Origin of the sequence: Bartonella raoultii, from assembly GCF_019659805.1 — a bacterium.
Lineage (GTDB): Bacteria > Pseudomonadota > Alphaproteobacteria > Rhizobiales > Rhizobiaceae > Bartonella > Bartonella raoultii.
In genome coordinates this window covers 33,056-54,592 of the sequence record NZ_JAIFRO010000003.1, presented here as the reverse complement: position 1 = coordinate 54,592, position 21,537 = coordinate 33,056, and the positions used below count along the sequence as shown (strand labels likewise).

Genomic DNA, 21,537 nt, shown 5'->3' with positions numbered 1-21,537 from the left:
ATGGATTAATCATACAACCATTTAAAACCTAAATTGCTAGATTTTAAATAATAAAAATGCTAAATTTTGATCAGTTTTACGGATAAAATACTCATGAATCTTTGCAATAATATTGCCATTACTCCAGAATTAATTGCACAACACGGCTTAAAAGATGATGAATATCAACATATTATAACATTAATTGGTAGAGAACCGACATTTACTGAGCTGGGAATTTTTTCAGCAATGTGGAACGAGCATTGTTCTTATAAGTCCTCTAAAAAGTGGCTAAAAACACTCCCTACAAAAGGAAAATGTGTCATTCAAGGTCCTGGTGAAAATGCTGGTGTCGTTGATATTGGTGAAGGTCAATGTGTCGTTTTCAAAATGGAAAGCCACAACCATCCTTCTTACATTGAACCTTATCAGGGTGCTGCTACAGGTGTTGGCGGTATTTTACGCGATGTCTTTACAATGGGAGCTCGTCCTGTCGCAGCAATGAATGCTTTACGATTTGGAGCTCCTCAGCATCCTCGTACACGCCATCTTGTCTCTGGTGTTGTTGCGGGCATTGGTGGCTACAGTAATGCTTTTGGCGTTCCAACTGTTGGTGGAGAAGTAAATTTTGATGAGCGTTATAATGGCAATATCCTTGTTAACGCTTTTGTAGCTGGCATTGCAAAGACGGACTCCCTTTTTTATTCTAAGGCACAAGGCATAGGACTTCCTGTTGTTTATCTTGGGGCTAAAACAGGACGTGATGGCGTTGGTGGAGCAACAATGGCTTCTGCTGAATTTGATAATGCAATTGAAGAAAAACGTCCAACCGTTCAAGTAGGTGATCCTTTTACAGAAAAGTGCCTTCTTGAGGCATGCTTAGAACTTATGGAACTGAGAGCTGTTGTCGCTATTCAAGATATGGGAGCAGCAGGTCTAACATCTTCTGCCGTTGAAATGGGCGCAAAAGGAAATTTAGGCATACAGCTTAATCTCGATAAAGTTCCTGTTCGTGAAGAAAATATGACAGCCTATGAAATGATGCTTTCTGAAAGCCAAGAACGTATGCTCATGATCCTTAAACCAGAGCTAGAAAAGCAAGCAGCTGAAATTTTTCATAAGTGGGGACTTCATTTTTCTATTATAGGAAAAACAACAGATGATTTACGCTTTCGTGTGTTGCACCAAGGAGTAGAAGTCGCTAACCTTCCCATTAAAGAGCTCGGAAATGAGGCACCTGTTTATGATCGCCCTTGGAGTGAACCAGCAAAAAAAACTACGCTCAAAGTAGAAGATGTAAAAAAAGTTGAAAATCTTGGTGAAGCATTGCTTACATTATTAAACTCTGCCAATCAAAGTTCACGACGGTGGGTTTATGAGCAATATGATACAATTATACAAGGAAACAGTCTTGTTTGTCCTGGCGGCGATGCTGGAATAATACGGGTAAACAATGACGATAAACGTGCTCTTGCTTTTTCTTCCGATGTAACACCACGTTATTGTGAAGCTGATCCTTACGAAGGGGGAAAGCAAGCTGTCGCAGAATGCTGGCGCAATATCAGTACAACCGGCGCCATCCCTCTCGCTGCAACAGATAATCTCAATTTTGGTAATCCTGAAAAAAATAACATTATGGGACAATTGGTTTTGGCTATTAAAGGTATAGGTGAAGCTTGTAGAATTCTTGACTTTCCTATCGTTTCAGGAAATGTCTCTCTTTATAATGAAACCAATGGTGAAGCAATTCCTCCAACACCAACAATTGCTGGTGTCGGCCTTCTTGATGATTGGTCTAAAATGGTAACAATTAGTGGCATGCAAAATGGAGATAGTATTATTTTAATTGGACCTTGCGGTTCACATTTAGGACAATCAATCTATGCCCGTGATCTTTTGAAAATTGATGCTGGTGCGCCGCCTCATGTAGATTTGCAACTTGAAAAAAAGCATGGTCAATTTGTTCGCGATGTGATTAATCGTGGTCTTGTTCATGCCGCTCATGACCTGTCTGATGGTGGATTAGCCATTGCACTTGCTGAAATGGTGATCAAAGCAAAAAAAGGAATTAAAGCAAAACTCACTAACAAATTACCCTGTCATGCAGAACTTTTTGGAGAAGATCAAGGACGCTATCTGTTAGCAGTAAAACCTTGTGCTCTCAACACCTTTAAAGAACTTGCACAAATAAATACAGTTCCCTTAACAGAACTTGGAAAAGTTGAAGGTGATTCCCTAAATATAGATGAGGTCTTAACGCTTTCTATAAAAAAACTTACACAAGCTTATGAAAGCTGGTTTCCGCAATTTATGGATAAAGAATAAAAAATCGTTTCTCTTAATCAAACTGAGGAGAATTATCATGGCAATGAGTGCCCATACAATTGAAACACTTATTCGCAAAGGTATTCCTGATGCAACTGTGATCATTCGCGACCTTGCTGGAGACGGAGAACATTATGCAGCAGAAGTTATTTCTGAAAGTTTTCGCGGTAAAAGCCGTATTCAGCAACATAAAATGGTTTATGATTCTCTGAAAGGCAATATGGGCAATGACCTTCATGCCTTAATGTTACAAACACATATTCCTAAATAATCTGAAATTTCTTCTTGCATTCATTATCTCAATACGATTAGAAAATAACATTAGAGTAAATGCGTACTTGCAAATTTGTAATATCGAGGAATAGCAATGACCACTGTTCATAATTTTATTGATAACGAAATTAAAACAAATGACGTCATTTTATTCATGAAAGGAACCCCTGAGGCTCCACAATGTGGATTTTCAGGGCAGGTTGTTCAAATCCTTGACTATTTAGGAGTAGATTATAAAGGAGTGAATATCCTAACTTCTAATGAGTTACGCCAAGGAATTAAGGAATATTCCAATTGGCCAACAATTCCGCAACTTTACATCAAAGGTGAATTTATTGGTGGTTGTGATATTGTTAAAGAAATGTTTCAAAATAATGAGCTACAAGAACTGCTCAAAGAAAAAAATATTCCCTACAATAAAGCGTAGTATCTTTTATTGTATTCACCTCTTTACGACCCTTTCTGCTTATAGGGAACAGTATTGAATTTAAAATTTTATTTCAAGGATGCATATGTCATACTCTGTTGATGAACAAAAGCATAGAGATGCAATTAAAGCAAAAGTTGGTTATAAAGAATTTGTAATTATCATTGCTGCACTTATGGCCGTTAATTCCATAGCTGTTGACATTATGCTACCAGCTATGCCTGATATCTTGAATAGCCTTCATGTTCTCGATGAGAATGATCAGCATTATATTATTTCTGGTTATCTTATCAGTTACGGCATCACACAGATATTTTTTGGTCCAATAAGCGATCATTATGGACGACGTAAACCTATTCTTATTTGTCTTGCTATTTATTCATTTTCAGCAATTTGTTGTGCCTTTATATCGAGTTTCTCTTTATTGCTAATTTTGCGGATCTTACAAGGAGTAGGTGGCGCTGCTATGCGCATACTTACAGTTTCTGTTGTACGTGATCTTTATAGTGGCCGAGAAATGGCAAAAGTTATGTCTATTGTCATGATGGTTTTTCTTATTGCTCCAATGATTGGGCCTGCGACAGGGCAAGTTATTTTACTGTTTGGACATTGGCAATTTATTTTTATATTCATGGCAATAATTGGTTTTGTGTTGATGCTTTGGATTCAATTGCGCTTACCTGAAACTCTTTATACACAACGTTCTCTTTCCTTTTCTTCAATCAGACATAATTTCTGGTTAGTTATAAAGAATCGTACAACAATTTGTTATACATTGGCTGCTTCTATTGTTTTAGGCTGTATTTTTACCACTGTTAATACTTCGCAACAAATATATGAGGGAATCTATAATCTTGGACTCTGGTTTCCAGCGGCCTTTGCAACAGGAGCTGCATTCCAAGCTCTTTCCTCATACTTTAATTCTCGACTTGTTGGACAGATTGGCATGCGTCGTATAGCACACACTATGCTTTTGCTTTTTTGTGCTACCTCATGTGTTTTATTTATTGGATCTCTCTTCACAAATGGCGTCATCCCTTTTTCCTTCTACATGTTATTATACTGTATACTTATGTTTTCTTGTGGTGGCATGATGGCCAACTTTAATACACTTGCTCTCGAAACTGTCGGAGAAATAGCTGGAACCGCATCTTCTATATCTGGTTTTCTTCAAACATCTATCGCTACAAGCCTTAGCTTTTTTATTGCACAACAATTTAACGAGACCATCATACCTAATTCAGCAGGTTTTTTCTTCTCTGGCCTTATCGCCATACTTCTTATCTTGTGGGCTGAACATGGACATCTTTTTAGGCAGCATCACCATAATCTTTATAAATAATATTCTAAAAAAATGAAAAATACTTTTATTTATTATATTAATATATTGATTTATAATGATAATTTATGATTATCCCAACTTTAAAAGTGAGTATCGTAAAATGCTCCTATTTTAAATAGTCCTTTATGGTAAAGCAATTCAAATCACTTTTCTCACACGCCACAAGCAGGATCATATGTGGGGAACAATACCTTTAGAAAAGAAGAAAATTTCTTCTTATAAATTAGAATCAATGTATGGACTGTTGTAATATTAATGACTGAAAATAATAAAAGAGTTAAATTATGTTTTTAGCAACATAAAGAGTCGTTATAGTACATTTTTACCATATCGCTTACAAATGCAGTTCTGAGATGTACTGAAAAGCATTGAAAAATACTCTCAATAAAACAATTAACGATACAATTCAATTAACAAATTTTCCTGATTTTGGAAAACCTTTTGGAACCAAACGTCCTACCCCAGCACGTATTCCCATCCATTCAATAAGATCATCAGCTTGACGGTTAAAACAACGTTCAGCTGTATCTTGCCAACTTAATCCTTCTGATAAATTAAAGGTTTTAGCATCAGCAATTCCTCCCTCTTTATAGCGTTGCAAACGTACACCTTTACCGCGATTCATTTCTGGTATTTGTTCAAGAGAAAAAATGAGCATTTTGCGATTTTCACCAATTACTGCAACATGATCGCCTTTAACTGGAACACAAAGCTTTACTTGATCAGGAGATTTCACATTCATAACTTGCTTTCCTTTTCGTGTATTTGCGATCACTTCGGTTGCAGGAACAATAAACCCATTCCCATACAATGAAACTAAAAGTAGTTTTTCTTGCGCATTATGTACAAAAGCTGTCAAAACATCGTGTCCATCATCCATATCAACTAAAAGACGAATGGGTTCTCCATGCCCTCGTCCTCCAGGCAAATTATTTGCACCAATAGAAAAAAATTTTCCCCCAGTATTTATAAGAACAATCTTATCTGTTGTGAATGCAGGAAATGCAAGCTTTAAGCAATCTCCTTCTTTAAAAGCAAGTGCTTTGTAATCATTTAAATGTCCCTTTAAAGCACGCATCCACCCTTTTTCAGAAATAACAATCGTAACGGGTTCTTTTTCAATCATCGCCTGATGAATATCATCAATATCATGCTGTGGTGCTTCTTCAAATGTCGTACGCCTTTTTCCTAAAAAGGTTTCAGGACCAAAGGCTGTACGAACTTTTATTATTTCCTCTGAAATTATTTTCCATTGCTTTTTAGGAGAGTCTAATACATTTAGTATCTTTTCTTTTTCAGCTTTCAAGGTGTCAAATTCCTTCCGAATTTCAAATTCCTCAAGTTTACGTAGAGAGCGCAACCGCATATTAAGAATAGCTTCAGCTTGATTTTCTGTTAATTCAAAATGCTTAATCAGTTCTTTTTTGGGTTCATCTTCTTCACGGACAATCTGAATAACCTCATCAAGATTCAAATACGTGATAAGATATCCTTGTAAAATTTCTAATCGAGCATCAATTTCACCAAGCCTATAATGAGAGCGGCGAATAAGAACTTCTTGACGATGCTGAAGCCATTGCTGCAAAGTTTCACGTAAAGAAAGAACATTTGGTATTTTTCCTAAAGACAAAACATTGAGGTTAAGAGGAAATCTCACTTCAAAGTCAGTCAATTTAAAAAGAGATTCCATAAGAAGTTCAGGGTCAACACTACGATTCTTAGGCATAAGAACAATACGAATATCTTCTGCCGATTCATCTTGAATATCTTCAAGCATTGGTAAACGCCGTGCAAGCAATAACTCAGCTGTTTTTTCAATAAGCCGTGATTTTTGAACTTGATAAGGAATTTCTGTCACGACAATCACATAAGAACCACGGTTACCAACCTCCTTATGCCAACGCGAACGCAAACGAAAGAATCCACGCCCTACACGATAAGATTCTTCTATACTCTTTTTAGGTTCAATCAAAATCCCACCTGTTGGAAAATCAGGCCCGAGTACAAATTGATTTAATTCTCCATCATTTGCATTGGGATAAGCAATTAAATGTAACGCAGCATCACATAATTCAGCAACATTATGCGGTGGAATAGAAGTTGCCATACCAACAGCAATACCTGAGGAACCATTGGCTAAAAGATTAGGAAAAGCCCCCGGTAAAACAACGGGTTCTTCATCCTCCTCATTATAGGTTAAACGAAAATCAATAGCGTTTTCATTAATCCCTTCAAGTAACAATGCAGCCACTTCCGTCATACGTGCTTCCGTATAACGCATAGCAGCAGCATTATCACCATCAATATTACCAAAATTGCCTTGTCCATCAACCAATGGATAACGAACAGCAAAGCTCTGAGCTAAACGCACCAACGCATCATAAATAGATGCATCACCATGCGGATGAAATTTTCCCATAACATCCCCGATAATACGAGCACATTTCGCATAAGACTGTCCGGGATTCAGTTTCAGAAGACGCATTGCGTGAATAATACGCCGATGTACAGGCTTTAACCCATCACGCACATCAGGCAATGCACGATGCGTAATAGTAGAAAGTGCATAAGCCAAATAACGCTCCTGCAAAGCAGAACGTAATTCTATTGGTTGAATATGTTCTTTATCAAAAGGTAAGTTCATTTCATCAGACATAGTGTTAACATAAACAATTTCCCCAATAATGAGAAATTATTCTATAAGAAAGCTTTTAAGTACAATGTTTTATGAATCGACGACTTTTTATAAAAAAAATCGACTATATAAAAATAAATATTCTGATTAAAACATGAACAGAAAATTATATCAATTTGAAAAATTGTGCACAGCTGTATTACATTTTGGCTTTAAAAGGTATGGAAATCCTTAATACATTAATCTGAAAAGTCTTGTTTCGAAATTTAATACAAAGAACCAAAGAAAATAAAAAATACATCCATCTTTAAACTTAGCAATCAACACCTTTAGATTTTTCATAAAAGCACATATTAAAATACATGCAGTTAAAATCCACCTTGATGAAGCATTTAAAGCTCACAAAGCGCAAATTTTTCAAAAACAGCCTCATATTAAATAATATTTTCCCCTATTCTATAATATAGAAAAAATATCTATTTTTTTTACAATACGTAAAAACTGAAAGAAAATATGCCATCTAAGAGCTTTTTTATTAGCAATACATACATCTCATGCAATTAAAGACATACAAGCTATAAATTCATAAGAAAGTGAAACAAACAAGTAGTTTATGAACCACTTTTTCTAGTAAGAGGAGCAATACGGATCCCTAAATCATGTAATTGTGCAGCAGAAACATCAGATGGAGCACTCATTAAAAGATCAAGAGCTTGCTGATTCATAGGAAATAAAGCAACCTCACGCAGGTTTTTGACACCTTGCAAAAGCATAATAATACGGTCAACACCTGCTGCCATACCACCATGCGGTGGAGCTCCATAATGGAATGCACGATAAAGACCACCAAAACGCTCTTCCACAACTTCTTTAGAAAGACCTGCAAGGTTAAAAACCTGGAGCATCATTTCTGGTGAATGGTTACGAATGCCCCCCGATGCAATCTCATAGCCATTGCAAACAAGATCATACTGAAAAGCTTTAAGAGTAAGAGGATCTTGACACGTAAGAGCCTTTTGCCCTCCCTGAGGCATAGAAAAAGGATTATGTGCAAAATCAAGCTTTTTCTCATCTTCATTCCACTCAAAAAATGGAAAATCAACAATCCACGCTAAGGAGAAACACTCTTTATCGATAAGGTTTAACTCTTCCCCTACCCGTGTGCGCGCTGCTCCAGCAAAAGATGCAAATTTCTTCGGATCACCTGCAACAAAAAAACAAGCATCACCACTTTTAAGTTTAAGCTGCGTACGGATTTCTTCAGTCCTTTTCTCACCAATATTTTTAGCAATAGGCCCCGCACCTTCAAATTTTCCTTCTTCCTCACGCCAAAAAATATAGCCAAGTCCTGGTTGTCCCTCACTTTGAGCCCACGCATTCATACGATCACAAAAAGCACGACTTCCGCCTGTTTTCGCCGGAATAGCCCATACTTTAGCATTTTTATCATTTGCTAAAATCTGAGCAAAAACTTTAAAACCAGAATCACAAAAATGCCAAGAAACATCTTCCATAATGATAGGATTACGCAAATCAGGCTTATCAGATCCATATTTTTGCATTGCTTCGTCATAAGAAATACGAGGAAAGCTTTGCGTTACAGACTTTCCATTTGCAAATTCTTCAAACAAAGAACGCATAATAGGTTCCATTGTCACAAGAACATCTTCTTGCTCAACGAAACTCATTTCAACATCTAATTGATAAAATTCACCTGGAAGACGATCTGCTCGTGGATCTTCATCTCTAAAACAGGGAGCAATTTGAAAGTAACGATCAAAACCCGACATCATCAATAACTGTTTATACTGCTGAGGTGCTTGTGGCAGTGCATAAAACTTCCCCTGATGAATACGGCTTGGAACCAAAAAATCACGTGCTCCTTCAGGCGATGATGCTGTCAAAAGCGGCGTCATAAATTCTGTAAAACCATTCTCTTGCATAGACCGTCTAATAGCAGCAATAATTTCAGTACGACGCATAATATTTTTGTGCATAGTTTCCCGACGTAAGTCAAGAAAACGATATTTCAATCGAATATCTTCTGGATAATCAGGTTCACCAAAAACAGGTAAAGGAAGCTCATGAGACTTTGAAAGAATTTCTACTTCTTTCACAAAAATTTCAATCTCACCTGTCGGAAGAGTTGTATTAATAACTTCTTCAGAGCGTGCACATACCTCTCCATCCACACAAATAACCCATTCAGAACGCACGTCTTCAATAACTTTAAAAGCTGGCGAAGCAGGATCAGCAACAAGTTGTGTAATTCCAAAATGGTCACGTAAGTCTATAAAGAGGATACCTCCATGGTCACGAACACGATGAACCCATCCAGAAAGACGAACCTGTGTTCCTACATCACATCTACGAAGGGCAGCGCAATTATGACTGCGATAACGGTGCATAGTTTTTACCTTTGATTATAATATTCACATGCGCTAAAAACGCTTTTTAATCACCATTTGTCAAGATATGAGAATAAAGAAACAAAAAAAATAAATAAAAACAACTTTTAATTATCCAGCTATAGTAGAATAATGAATCTTATTACACAAACCACAGATCTTGAAATTGCACTTTCCTCTTTATATACCTCTGATTTTGTAACAGTTGATACTGAATTTATCCGTGAAACGACCTTTTGGCCTCAACTATGCTTAATTCAGCTTGCATCACCAAATACAACAATTCTGATTGATCCAATGGCACAAGATATTAATTTACAGCCATTTTTTGATCTCATGAAAAATCCAAATATTGTAAAAGTATTTCACGCTGCACGCCAAGATATCGAAATGATTTATTATCTTGGAGGAATCATTCCTACCCCTCTCTTTGATACACAAATAGCGGGATCAATCTGCGGATTTGGTGATTCTATTTCCTATGAGCAAATTGTACAACGTTGTACCGGTCATCAAATTGACAAATCATCCCGCTTTACCGACTGGAGTTATCGCCCTCTTTCTGAAAAACAATTACTCTATGCGCTTGCCGATGTAACTTATCTAAGAGACGTTTACTTCTTCTTGAAAAAACAACTCGAAAAAAACAAACGTATGCATTGGATGGATGACGAAATAAAGATTCTATCAACCCCCCAAACCTATGATATGCCTGAAGAAGAAGCATGGAAAAAGGTAAAAGGAAAAGTTAAAAAACCGCGTGAACTTGCTGTGTTACAAAAAATAGCCGCTTGGCGTGAACGTCAAGCGAAAAAATATAACATTCCACGCCGTCATATGATGAAAGATGAATGCCTTATCGAAATTGCAATCCAACAACCAAAAGATGAAATAGCATTAAAACATTTGCGTGGTCTTAACAAAAAATGGGATAAATTTTCAATTGCACAAACATTAATAGAAGCTATTCATGAGGGGTTAGAAGTTGATCTTGCTACATTACCAACTCTTCCAAAATATAGTCCACTTAATGATACAACAATAGCTGCCATTGATCTTCTCAAAGTATTATTAAAACTCGTTGCAAATGAAAATGGTATTGCTCCTAAAATTATTGCAACAACGAATGATTTAGAAAAAATAGCCAATGGATGTATAAAGAAAAATATTCCCGCTATGAATGGTTGGCGCTACGAAATATTTGGTCAAAAAGCTGAACAAATGCTAAAGGGAAAAATAGGATTTTATTTTAACAATGGAAAAATAAGTACCAAACAACTCTAAATTAACCAAAAAATGATAATACTCTACATGAGTAAAATTTGCACGACTAAAACCTTTTAAAAAGAAAGACTGTGTGCGTTCATATAAAAATGTCTAAAATACAGTTTACAATGTCGTACAGAAAAGAATAACCAACATCTGTTATAACTATGGCAATCTCATCTATAAGCTCCCAATAAAAGCTGTCCCTGTATTTCATCATAATCAAGAAAATGAATTTTATGGTCTTAATAGGCGATCATTCATATTGCTGCCTATTGCGATTAAAACAAATTCCACCTCTCCCCTTGTATCAAGAGATAGTAACTCATTGAAAAGGATTAAATAAATTTTTAAACATTCCGTATTTTCAATAAAATATTAAATCCTTATAATTTTTTTATTCCCAACATTCTCCAATCATTTTAACCACTATACCTTTCAAAAAAAAATATATATATATAATTTTGTGAAAAATTATTTCATATATACTATAATAGAGCTCAATATGAGCTACTTTTTTATCATATAAGAAATATATCTTTCTATTTTCTGATTCAGAATAAATTCCTTCCAAATAATAAAAATATCAATATACGTATTAAAAAAATACAAGATTATATTGAGATCTAAAGTAATGAATAAAGCAATATTTTTACATATATTGTGTTATTCTATACGCAATAATATAGTACATATTGAAGTATTTATATCTTCTTTCTTTATACTAGTATTGTTGGGCTGTACTCGAGTAGATACTCTAGAACAGTATAATAACCTTTATAAACAATACATAAGTGAGAGAGATATATCATCTGAACATTTTATAAAGCAAGAAAAAGCAAGAAACTATGTATATAGCCACAATTATCAGGATATATCCCCAAAGTTTGATATCATTTGGCATCGCCACATTCGTGTTGTTCTCTGTGGGCGCTTTATGAATTTATTACGCGGCGATTATAATGAAGGGATGTCATGGGCAAAATTACCAAATATAATAGACAGATTATACTACGAGTATAACTGGAAAAAAAATAGATTTCATTTGGGCATATAATTTATCTAATAACTCTAAAAATCAAATGATCTATTATGCTAAAAAATTTCTGAATTCTCCAAGTGGAAATGGTATTAGTCCCCAAACACAAATGATTGATCTCGTATCTAGCGTAAACATTGCTTATACTAAAGATCATGATACAAATATAAAAAAAATAGCACGATTTTGTAGAAATTTAGAAGTGATATACAATATAATGGAGCCTTAGAGAATCTTCCTATCTCACTGAAATAAAATAAAAACTTATTAAATATAAAGATCTAAAATCTTATAAATCAAAACATCTTATCATAGAATAACAGTATTTTAGCTCAATTTCATCATGGATATAGGTAAATGAAAATTGAATTATGAGCGAACTTAAAAACAGAAAATTTTTATAACTTAAGTTCAAAAAATCAGAATGTTTCAAAGGCAAGAGGAAATTTTATTATTTTTGATAATTTTTTCAACCGAGTGAGAGGGCGCTCTCCTAATAAATCAGCATAACAACTTGGAATACATAATGCAATGTAATCTGTTTTTTTTTGCCATGAAAAATGTGGTAGAATTCCTACTGTAGAAGCACTAAAAAGATGTGCAATACGCATAACTTCACCAAGAATACGTGCTTTTTCAATGATATTTTGGGTTGCTAATTGAAAAATAGGAAGAGTTTCTTCATCAAATAATGAACTTGTATTGCGAAAAAAAGCAGCAAGGGCTGCATAAAGACGTCCTTCATGAGAAATTCCTGGATAAGATCCTAACGCTATCTGATTAGCCGCCTCATTACCGCGATAATCTGGATGTATACGCCAGCCAATATCCGCAAGAAGGCAAGCTGCTTTACGATAACGGCATTCATTTTCAGTTTCTGAAATCCCAAAAGCTTTAAAAGCACTTGTTGTAAAATCAATAAGTTCTTCTGCCTGTTTGGGTGAACGTGACCGTAGAATAGCCATTTCCGTACATGCTGCAATGAGAGGATCTGAATGACGAATTGCCTGCGGTAATCGTGAATAAAGAAAACCTTCACGGACTCCTGCTCCAGAAAAAATTATCCTTTCGAACCCTATACACTGAATAAGTTCAATAAGAACAATTGCCCCATAAGACAAAAGTTGACGACGATTTTTTGAAACAGCCAATATCCCTTTCATATTATCAATATTGCCACTTGCTACAAGATGCAAAAAATCTTGCATTTCGACAGTATCAACTTCATAACCATGCATGACAGGTAGCCGATAATGTTTTGTTACCATATAAAGTTTTGCTAAATTACGCCAAGTTCCTCCTACAGCATAAAAACAACGTGCCATACCTTTACGAAAAATAGCAGATTTATCAAAATGCTCATGTACAATTTTTGTGGCTACAGAAATGTCATTATTGGACATATACCGTAGCTTTAATCCCCCTAATGGCAGAGTTATCCCTTCACCTACATCAGAATTATCAATTGCGATAAGTTCAAGACTTCCGCCACCAAGATCTCCAGAAATACCCTTTGGTTGATAAAAAGTAGACATAACTCCATAGGCTGAATATACAGCCTCTTCATGTCCTGAAAGAAGGTATATTTTATTTTGCAAAACATTTTCAGCATTTTGAATAAATTCTAACCCATTTTTTGCTTCTCGTGCTGCTGCTGTTGCTAATACATAAATTTCATCTGCTCCAATTTGTCGACAAAGCGCACGAAATCGTTTCAGAGTTTGCAACGCCATTTTCATTGATTTTTCTTCTAAAAATCCATTTTTTGCCACCCCTTGACCAAGACCACAAAGAATTTTTTCATTAAATAAAACTGTCAGGGAACGAACAAGACCTTCATAGATAACAAGACGAACAGAATTAGATCCAATATCAATAACAGCAACAGGCTTACAGCCTTTTATCCGACCTTGAGCATTTATATATGTCATTGTATTTCAATCTTTACACACTTCAGCTTGCTGCCGGTGCAATGCAACCAGATGCGAAGCAGAAGATCCAAAAGATTTTTCCCATCCCGCAAGGCCTGCATTGGTCATAAAATACTCCTGCGCATTAAATGGACTTTCATTTTCTTTCGGTGTAATACGCTTAGATATTCCATCACTGAGTATATCAAAGCTTTGTTGATTATCAATAATATTAGCCAACATAATTTGTAAAAGGATCTGTTTACGAACTGTTTTATTAAAAATAGGAACCAATATTTCAACACGATAATCCAGATTACGGGGCATCATATCAGCAGATCCCAAGTAAACAAGCGCGTTCTCATTCGGTAAATCTTCGCCATTTCCAAAACAAAAAATGCGGCTATGTTCAAGAAAACGCCCTACTATTGATTTTACGCGAATATTATCTGAAACTCCTAGTATAGCAGGACGTAAGCAACATATACCACGCACCACCAAATCAATCTGTACACCTGCTTGACTGGCACAATATAGAGCATCAATAATTTCAGGGTCAACCAGTGCATTAACTTTCATCCAAATAGCAGCAGGTCTTCCTTGCTGTGCATTGGTAATCTCTCCTTCGATATGCTTCAAAATACGACTGCGCAACGTTAAAGGAGAAAAAGCAATTTTCATTGCTTCATTTGGACGCTCATATTGAGCAATATAATTGAATAGCAGCGCAACATCATGAGCAATATTATTATCAGTAGAAAAAAAAGAAAGGTCAGTATAAGTTTTAGCATTCACTGGATGATAATTTCCTGTTCCAAGATGAACATAAGAGCAATGATACTTACCTTCACGCCTCACAACAAGTGACATTTTAGCATGTGTTTTTAATGTAATAAAACCAAAAATAACTTGAACACCTGCACATTCAAGATCACGTGCCCAACGAATATTTGCTTCCTCATCAAAACGCGCTTTAACTTCAACCAAAGCAGTCACAGACTTCCCCCGTTTAGCAGCTTCAATCAAAGCACTGACAATGGGACTATTATTGGATGTACGATAAAGAGTTTGTTTAATTTCTATCACATCAGGATCGCAAGCAGCTTGATGTAAAAATTGTACAACAACATCAAAGGATTCATAAGGATGATGAATCACAAGATCATTTTCACGAATAGCCGCAAAACAATCCCCCTTATGCGCACGAATAGATTCAGGCAAACGAGGCGTATAGGGAGTAAATTTAAGATCATCGCGTGGAATAGAAACAATTTCTGAAACCATATTAAGCGCTAAAAAACCCTCAATAACACTGATACAATTATCAGGAACAGCAAGGGCTTTTGTTATAAATTTCTGCAAATTCTCTGGCATCTTCGCATCAAACTCAATTCGAATGACCTGACCGCGACGACGCCTTTTAAGGGCTGTTTCAAAAAAATGAACGAGATCTTCCGCCTGTTCTTCTACTTCAATATCACTATCACGAATAACTCTAAATATACCAATTCCCTTAACATCAAAATCAGGAAAAACATGATTTATAAAAAGCTTTATAACGTCTTCATACATGATAAAGCGAAAATTATTTCCTTTTTGAGGAAGCAGAATAAAACGTTTTAAAGACATTGGCAGTGGCAACAATACTGTATATGCATGTTGATCACCCTCCTTAGATAATTGAAGAGCAAATGAGAGCCCTAAATTAGAGATAAAAGGAAAAGAATGAAAAGAATCAACAAATAAAGGCTTTAGAACGGGAAAAATTATATCAAGAAAATATTTTTCAAGCCACAGTTTTTCAATTTCTGAAAGTTGATCAAGACAAATAATTTCAATATCATGCCGTTTTAATTCGTAACGTAAAAGACTCAATTCTTGCAGTTGATACATTTGTAAATTTGAAATCTCTGCTAACACAAAATCTAACTGTTCTCGTGGTGTATGCCCATCTGCACTGCATCTAGTAACATGCGCACGAATTTGGGCAACAAGGCCAGCAACACGAACCATAAAAAACTCATCAAGATTTGCTGCTGAAATGGAAAGAAATTGTACTCGCTCTAATAAAGGATGGTTTTGATTAGCAGCTTCCATTAATACACGATGATTAAATTGTAACCATGAAAATTCTCGATTAACAAACCGCGCTGGATTTTCCATCGTTATATTTGATAGAGAAATTTTATTTATCACCCTCTGTTCCCCATATTATAATTAAAGTTTTTTTATACTTTAAAAAACTTATTTAAAAATATCACATATAACATTTTACAAAATGTTACCGTAATCATCATATATCAATGAGTAATTTTTCTTATATTAGTCACATTACATATTTAAAAATACTTGAAACTATTTCTATACATAAAATTTAGAAAAACACGCTAACAGACCTGTGAGGCATAAAAGAGAGTTCGTTTATCTTAAAAGCACCTTGCATTATTATAAGCTTTATTACAAACTAATACCCATAGAAGAGAAGATCTAAAGCATATCTTTTCAAATAATACACTCGGAGTTTATACAGCATGGCTGATCACAATATTCCCCATTTCCAAAATGACCTTGGATATAAAATAATCGAAATTGGTGTAAAAGAATTTATGTGCGTGGGTGCAACACAACCCTTCGATCATCCCCATATTTTTATCGATATGGGAGCCGCAGATGAAAAAGTTTGCCCTTATTGTTCAACGCTTTATCGCTATATTCCCTCATTATCGCATAATCAAACAAATCCAACAGGATGCTTATATCATCCAAACAATGCAGTATAATGTATTTTCTTCTGATAAGATCCAAAATCACTCATGAATCAATCACCAATTATTGTAGGAGGAGGAATCGCAGGCTTGAGTTGTGCTTTAGCGCTAGCACATAAAGGAATGGCAAGCACTCTTATTGAAAAATGTAAACAGCTTGAGAATATAGGTGCAGGTATTCAGCTCACGCCAAATGCAACACGTATCCTTGCACGCTGGGGAATTCTGAACAAACTTACCGAAGTGGCTATAGTACCACAGTTTCTTGAATTAAGAGATGGCATCTCTTTAAAAACACATCTACGTGCTGATCTTATCAATCTCTCAGAAAAAAATTGGAAAAAACCCTATCTTACGATTCATCGTGCTAACTTACAAAAAATTTTACACAATGCCGCTGTTAAAAACCCTCTTATCACATATAGAATAGGAGAAACTCTTGTCGATTCTACCCAAGCGACAACAAATAAGATACATATCAAAACAATAAAAACAAATCCTTCCACAAAAACAGAACAACACCAGCTTTATACAACACCTCTCCTCATTGGATGTGATGGAGTTTGGTCCACATTACGACAATTGGCTCCTTTTCATGAAAAAGCGAATTTTACAGGATTTATTGCTTGGCGTGCAACAATAGAGTTTGAAAAGCTTCCTAAAAATTTTTGTTCTTTATTACAAAATACGGAGACAATTACGGCTTGGATGGGGCCCAAAAATCATCTTGTTGTCTACCCTATTCAATCATCAACAAAAGTTTTTAATTTTGTTGCTATTACACATGGAGAAAATTCAAAAGAAGGATGGGCACATAAGGGAAATAAAGAGAAACTAAAAACACTTTTTAAAGATTGGAATTTTCAAATCTTGCAGATTTTTGATCACAGTGATGAATGGAGTTACTGGCCCATCTTTCAAATGAAACAAAATCGCTTTTTAGGCTTAGAAAGACAAGTCTTTGTTGGTGATTGTGCACACGCAGCCCTTCCCTTTGCAGCACAAGGTGCAGCGATGGCAATTGAAGACGCTGCGACATTAGCAGAAGTGCTTTCTCTTAAAGATATTCCATTAACAAAAGCACTTTCACTCTATGAAAAAACACGCTCCCCTCGCATTACAGCCGTGAAAAAACGTGGCGATTTTAATAAAATGGCCTATCATGCAACAGGCCCCATAGCAATTGCACGTAATTTCATCATGAAAATACGTACACCCGAGAGTATCATGTCGAGTCTACACTGGCTATATATGTATGACGCTATGAAACTCTCTGAAAGAGATGATTAAAACTGGTAAAATTTTCCTCAATCCCTTTGATTATATATCGATAAAAGCTTTATCTTCTTAACTTTTTCTGCAAAAAATTCTGCACTATAGTTTTCCCAAAAAGCAAGAAGCTTCAGCATTTACAATTCAATGCGAAGCTATATTTTAAGTTACCATGAAAAAACACTCTCAAAATCAAGTTACAAATCACGCAATTCTTGATCTAACTCAATTCTACATCGACAACGCCCTGTATTAATTTCATAGCACTTGCAACATGTGCATTGACTTTATATCGTTTGGGGAGCGTAATTTCAACTTCCCGCAATCCATTATCTTGAATCAGAATAATTCCTACCTCTCCATTCCCATTAAGATTTAAATTTTTTTCAATTTCTGCAAGCATATCAACTGTTTTTATAAAGAGTCGCATCATTTTGTGATGCTGTAAAGCTTCCTTTTCTAAAGATTGTACTGTTTCAAGTCGTAAACTGATACCCTCAGAACGGTTTTCAGCACTTACAGTAATGATAAAAGATTTTCCAGGTTCTAATAACTCCTCATAATCTGAAAGTGCCTGAGAGAAGAGAACTGTCTCATATTGTCCACTCGTATCAGAAAAATGAATAATCCCCATTTTTTTACCAGATTTTGTTTTACGTACTTGTTTTGCCACAACAGTTCCAGCAAGCCTAGCCGCATTTGCTCCTCCTTTAACAGCATTGGCAAAAGTAACCCAAGTTTGCACACGTTTTTTAGCAAGAATAGCTTGATACTCATCCAATGGATGCGCAGAAAAGTAAAAACCTATTGCTTGAAACTCTCTATAAAGTTTTTCAGTCAGTAACCAAGGAGACGCTTGCGATAAAATGAGAGGCTCTTTTAACCCGCCAGTCATCCCAAATATATCAATTTGTCCACTAGAATTATTCTCTAAAATACGAAGTGCACGTGCATGAAGTATTCCAAGACTCGCTAATAAAACCTCACGTGCAATATTAAAGCAATCAAAAGCACCAGCACAAATCAGACTTTCCATCGCCCGCTTATTAACAATACGCGGATCAATACGCTCGCAAAAATCTTCTAGATCTTTAAAAGTTTTCTTTCCACGACACGCGACAATATGGTCAACAACGGCTTCTCCTACACCTTTAATGGCCGCAAGAGAATAATAAATACAGTTATCACCAACCTCAAAAACACGGTGTGATGTCTGCACACAAGGTGCAATAACTTTAATACCTAACCTTAATGCTTCACGCCGAAAATCATTTAACTTATCTGTATTTGTCATATCATATGTCATTGAAGCAGCTAAAAACTCAACAGGATGGTGTGCTTTCATATAAGCTGTTTGATAAGAAACAATCGCATAAGCGGCAGCATGAGATTTATTAAACCCGTAATCTGCAAATTTTGCTAAAAGATCAAAAATGATATCGGCCTGCTCCTTATCAACACCACCAGCAACAGCTCCATCTACAAAGCGTGTACGCTGTTTTTGCATTTCTTTGTGAATCTTTTTTCCCATAGCACGGCGTAATAAATCTGCTTCTCCAAGCGAATAACCAGCAAGCACTTGAGCAATCTGCATCACCTGCTCCTGATAGACAATAACCCCCTGTGTTTCTTGAATCAGATGATCAATTTTAGGATGGATTGATGCAATTTCCTCTTCTCCATGTTTGCGTGCATTATAGGTTGGGATATTCTCCATTGGGCCAGGGCGATAAAGTGCGACAAGAGCAATAATATCTTCAATACGATCTGGCTTCATCCCTATCAGCGCTTTACGCATACCAGAACTTTCCACCTGAAATACACCTACTGTTTCACCACGTGCCATCATTGCGTAGGTTTTTTCATCATTTAAAGAAATATGCGACAAATCTATTTTATGACCCTTTCTGCTAACAAAATCCACCGCCATCTTCAAAACAGTAAGGGTTTTTAATCCAAGAAAATCAAATTTTACTAAACCAGCCTGTTCAACATATTTCATGTTAAATTGTGTGACAGGCATATCAGAACGAGGGTCACGATACATTGGAACAAGTTCTGACAGTGGTCGGTCACCAATAACAATTCCCGCTGCATGGGTTGATGCATGACGATACAACCCTTCTAACTGAAGTGCTATATCTAATGCATGTCCAATGGCTGGATCTTTTTTCTTTTCTTCTTCAAATTTAGGTTCATCCTTGATCGCATCGGCCAATTCAACCTGACTGCCTGGTGTAGCAGGCACCAATTTTGTTAGATAATCCACTTGACGATAAGGAAGCTCTAGAACACGTCCAACATCACGCAACACAGCACGTGCCTGTAACTTTCCAAAAGTAATAATTTGAGCGACTTGATCACGTCCATATTTTTTTTGAACATAATGAATGACTTCTTCACGCCGTTCTTGACAAAAATCAATATCAAAATCTGGCATAGAAACACGATCTGGATTGAGAAAACGTTCAAAAAGAAGAGAAAAACGCAAAGGATCAACATCCGTAATAGTTAATGCATAAGCAACAAGCGAACCAGCACCAGAACCACGCCCTGGACCGACAGGAATATCATGCGCTTTTGCCCATTTTATGAAATCTGAAACGATCAGAAAGTAACCAGAAAATTGCATACGTGTAATAACAGAAACCTCATAATCAAGCCGCTTCTCGTAATCAGCAATCGTATATCCTTCGGCTAATCCAATTGTTTCAAGCCGCATTTTTAAGCCAGCTTTAGCCTGACTTAACAATTCATTATCTTCTTTTTCTAAAGTTATATTTGGCTCAAAAGACTGCTCTATAAAACGAGGCAAAATAGGTTTTCGAATTGGCGTAGCAGTATGACAACGCAATGCAATTTCAACACTGTTTTCTAAAGCTTCTGGTAAATCAGAAAACAGCGCGACCATTTCATCTTGTGACTTTAAATAATGATCTGGTGTTACACGTTTACGATCTGGATTAGAAACAAGTTGTCCTTCAGAGACTGCCATCAGCGCATCATGCGCTTCATACCCTTCCCTATTTAGAAAAAAAGCTTCATTGGTTGCAACAAGAGGAATTTCATACGCATAAGCTAGCTCAACAAGCGCCGCTTCTACTTTGCGGTCATAAGACCCGTGGCGTTGTAATTCCACATAAAGACGGTCCCTAAAAATTTCTTTCAAATACATTAAGCATTCAACAGCACGTTCTTGTTTTTCTTCTGCCAGAAAAAAATTAATCGGTCCTCCTTTACCACCAGTTAAAGCAATAATCCCTTCACTGTGTGATGACAACCAATCAGCTTTGATATGAGGAGGTTCAGTATCGCATTTATCAAGATATGCACGACTAACAAGACGCACTAAATGAGCATAACCAATATCGCTTGCAGCCAACAAAACAAGAGAAAAAAAATCAGAAGGTTGGCGTCCTTTCTCTAAACGAGTATTATCATTTTTATCTTCAAAATCAACTGTGAGTTGACAGCCAATAATGGGTTGAATACCATGTGAAAGACAGTGTTGCGAAAACTCCAAAGCACCAAATAAATTATTCGTATCCGTAATTGCAACTGCTGGCGTATGATCTGAAATTGCCTGTTGGACAATTTGTGGAATTTTTAAAGCCCCTTCGAGCAATGAATAAGCTGAATGCACTCTCAAATGAATGAAACGAGGAAGAGAGTTTTTATCATCTCGAATTTTACTTTTATCTTTTGCCACGCTTAAAATTTCCTACTATAAAGTAAATATAAAACATCCCATATCTCTCTTAATTAAAAGAGAAGCATTAAGCTTATCATATCCTAAAACTTATAGATTCACCACTCTTCATATGGGCAAAATATCTTAATTTTATCGCTATTTATAAGAAACTTTTAATAAGAAAATCCCTCTTTAAAAGCAAATA

12 protein-coding genes are annotated in these 21,537 nt (G+C 35.9%); 7 read left to right on the top strand and 5 right to left on the bottom strand.

What is annotated here, in order from left to right; all coding sequences use genetic code 11:
* Positions 1-93 precede the first annotated feature (93 nt).
* The 4 genes from purL (at position 94) to K3248_RS02905 (ending at position 4,346) form a co-directional block, all read left to right on the top strand.
* The gene (purL, locus tag K3248_RS02920; RefSeq protein WP_220716870.1) at positions 94-2,304 is read left to right on the top strand and encodes a phosphoribosylformylglycinamidine synthase subunit PurL; all 2,211 of its coding nucleotides are present in this window, start codon (positions 94-96) and stop codon (positions 2,302-2,304) included.
* A gap of 37 nt (positions 2,305-2,341) precedes the next feature.
* A complete protein-coding gene (locus K3248_RS02915) occupies positions 2,342-2,575 on the top strand; it encodes a BolA/IbaG family iron-sulfur metabolism protein (RefSeq protein ID WP_220716869.1) in 234 nt (77 codons plus the stop codon).
* A gap of 96 nt (positions 2,576-2,671) precedes the next feature.
* Positions 2,672-3,004 carry a Grx4 family monothiol glutaredoxin gene (gene grxD, locus K3248_RS02910; protein ID WP_220716868.1) on the top strand — a complete coding sequence of 111 codons (333 nt, stop codon included), beginning with the start codon at positions 2,672-2,674 and terminating at the stop codon, positions 3,002-3,004.
* A gap of 85 nt (positions 3,005-3,089) precedes the next feature.
* The gene (locus tag K3248_RS02905) at positions 3,090-4,346 is read left to right on the top strand and encodes a multidrug effflux MFS transporter (RefSeq protein WP_220716867.1); all 1,257 of its coding nucleotides are present in this window, start codon (positions 3,090-3,092) and stop codon (positions 4,344-4,346) included.
* A 406-nt stretch (positions 4,347-4,752) separates the two neighbouring features.
* On the opposite strand, the gene parC is transcribed toward K3248_RS02905, so the two are convergent.
* Together parC and aspS are read right to left on the bottom strand one after the other, a co-directional pair.
* Positions 4,753-7,002 carry a DNA topoisomerase IV subunit A gene (parC, locus tag K3248_RS02900; RefSeq protein ID WP_220716866.1) on the bottom strand — a complete coding sequence of 750 codons (2,250 nt, stop codon included), beginning with the start codon at positions 7,000-7,002 and terminating at the stop codon, positions 4,753-4,755.
* A 590-nt stretch (positions 7,003-7,592) separates the two neighbouring features.
* Positions 7,593-9,389 (bottom strand): aspartate--tRNA ligase, encoded by a 1,797-nt coding sequence (aspS, locus tag K3248_RS02895; protein WP_220716865.1) that lies wholly within the window; start codon positions 9,387-9,389, stop codon positions 7,593-7,595.
* 129 nt (positions 9,390-9,518) lie between these two features.
* Between aspS and rnd the strand changes: the two genes are divergently transcribed.
* A complete protein-coding gene (rnd, locus tag K3248_RS02890; RefSeq protein WP_220717140.1) occupies positions 9,519-10,673 on the top strand; it encodes a ribonuclease D in 1,155 nt (384 codons plus the stop codon).
* Positions 10,674-12,113: 1,440 nt separating this feature from the next.
* On the opposite strand, the gene ppx is transcribed toward rnd, so the two are convergent.
* Positions 12,114-13,625 (bottom strand): exopolyphosphatase, encoded by a 1,512-nt coding sequence (gene ppx, locus K3248_RS02885; protein WP_220716864.1) that lies wholly within the window; start codon positions 13,623-13,625, stop codon positions 12,114-12,116.
* A 6-nt stretch (positions 13,626-13,631) separates the two neighbouring features.
* The gene (locus tag K3248_RS02880; RefSeq protein WP_371875511.1) at positions 13,632-15,800 is read right to left on the bottom strand and encodes an RNA degradosome polyphosphate kinase; all 2,169 of its coding nucleotides are present in this window, start codon (positions 15,798-15,800) and stop codon (positions 13,632-13,634) included.
* Positions 15,801-16,135: 335 nt separating this feature from the next.
* On the opposite strand from K3248_RS02880, the gene K3248_RS02875 reads away from it, so the two are divergent.
* Positions 16,136-16,384 (top strand): zinc-finger domain-containing protein, encoded by a 249-nt coding sequence (locus K3248_RS02875; protein ID WP_220716863.1) that lies wholly within the window; start codon positions 16,136-16,138, stop codon positions 16,382-16,384.
* A gap of 33 nt (positions 16,385-16,417) precedes the next feature.
* Positions 16,418-17,659: an FAD-binding protein gene (locus tag K3248_RS02870; protein WP_220716862.1), complete on the top strand. Its 1,242-nt coding sequence runs from the start codon at positions 16,418-16,420 to the stop codon at positions 17,657-17,659.
* 202 nt (positions 17,660-17,861) lie between these two features.
* Here the strand turns inward: K3248_RS02870 and dnaE are convergent, their stop codons facing one another.
* Entirely contained in the window at positions 17,862-21,350 is a 3,489-nt protein-coding gene (gene dnaE, locus K3248_RS02865; RefSeq protein WP_220716861.1) for a DNA polymerase III subunit alpha, read from the bottom strand.
* Positions 21,351-21,537 lie beyond the last annotated feature (187 nt).

Coding starts and splice junctions, on each gene's coding strand:
- K3248_RS02870 (WP_220716862.1), top strand. CDS start 16,418: ATGAATCAATCACCAATTATTGTAGGAGGAGGAATCGCAGGCTTGAGT.
- grxD (WP_220716868.1), top strand. CDS start 2,672: ATGACCACTGTTCATAATTTTATTGATAACGAAATTAAAACAAATGAC.
- aspS (WP_220716865.1), bottom strand. CDS start 9,389: ATGCACCGTTATCGCAGTCATAATTGCGCTGCCCTTCGTAGATGTGAT.
- purL (WP_220716870.1), top strand. CDS start 94: ATGAATCTTTGCAATAATATTGCCATTACTCCAGAATTAATTGCACAA.
- parC (WP_220716866.1), bottom strand. CDS start 7,002: ATGTCTGATGAAATGAACTTACCTTTTGATAAAGAACATATTCAACCA.
- K3248_RS02915 (WP_220716869.1), top strand. CDS start 2,342: ATGGCAATGAGTGCCCATACAATTGAAACACTTATTCGCAAAGGTATT.
- K3248_RS02905 (WP_220716867.1), top strand. CDS start 3,090: ATGTCATACTCTGTTGATGAACAAAAGCATAGAGATGCAATTAAAGCA.
- ppx (WP_220716864.1), bottom strand. CDS start 13,625: ATGACATATATAAATGCTCAAGGTCGGATAAAAGGCTGTAAGCCTGTT.
- K3248_RS02875 (WP_220716863.1), top strand. CDS start 16,136: ATGGCTGATCACAATATTCCCCATTTCCAAAATGACCTTGGATATAAA.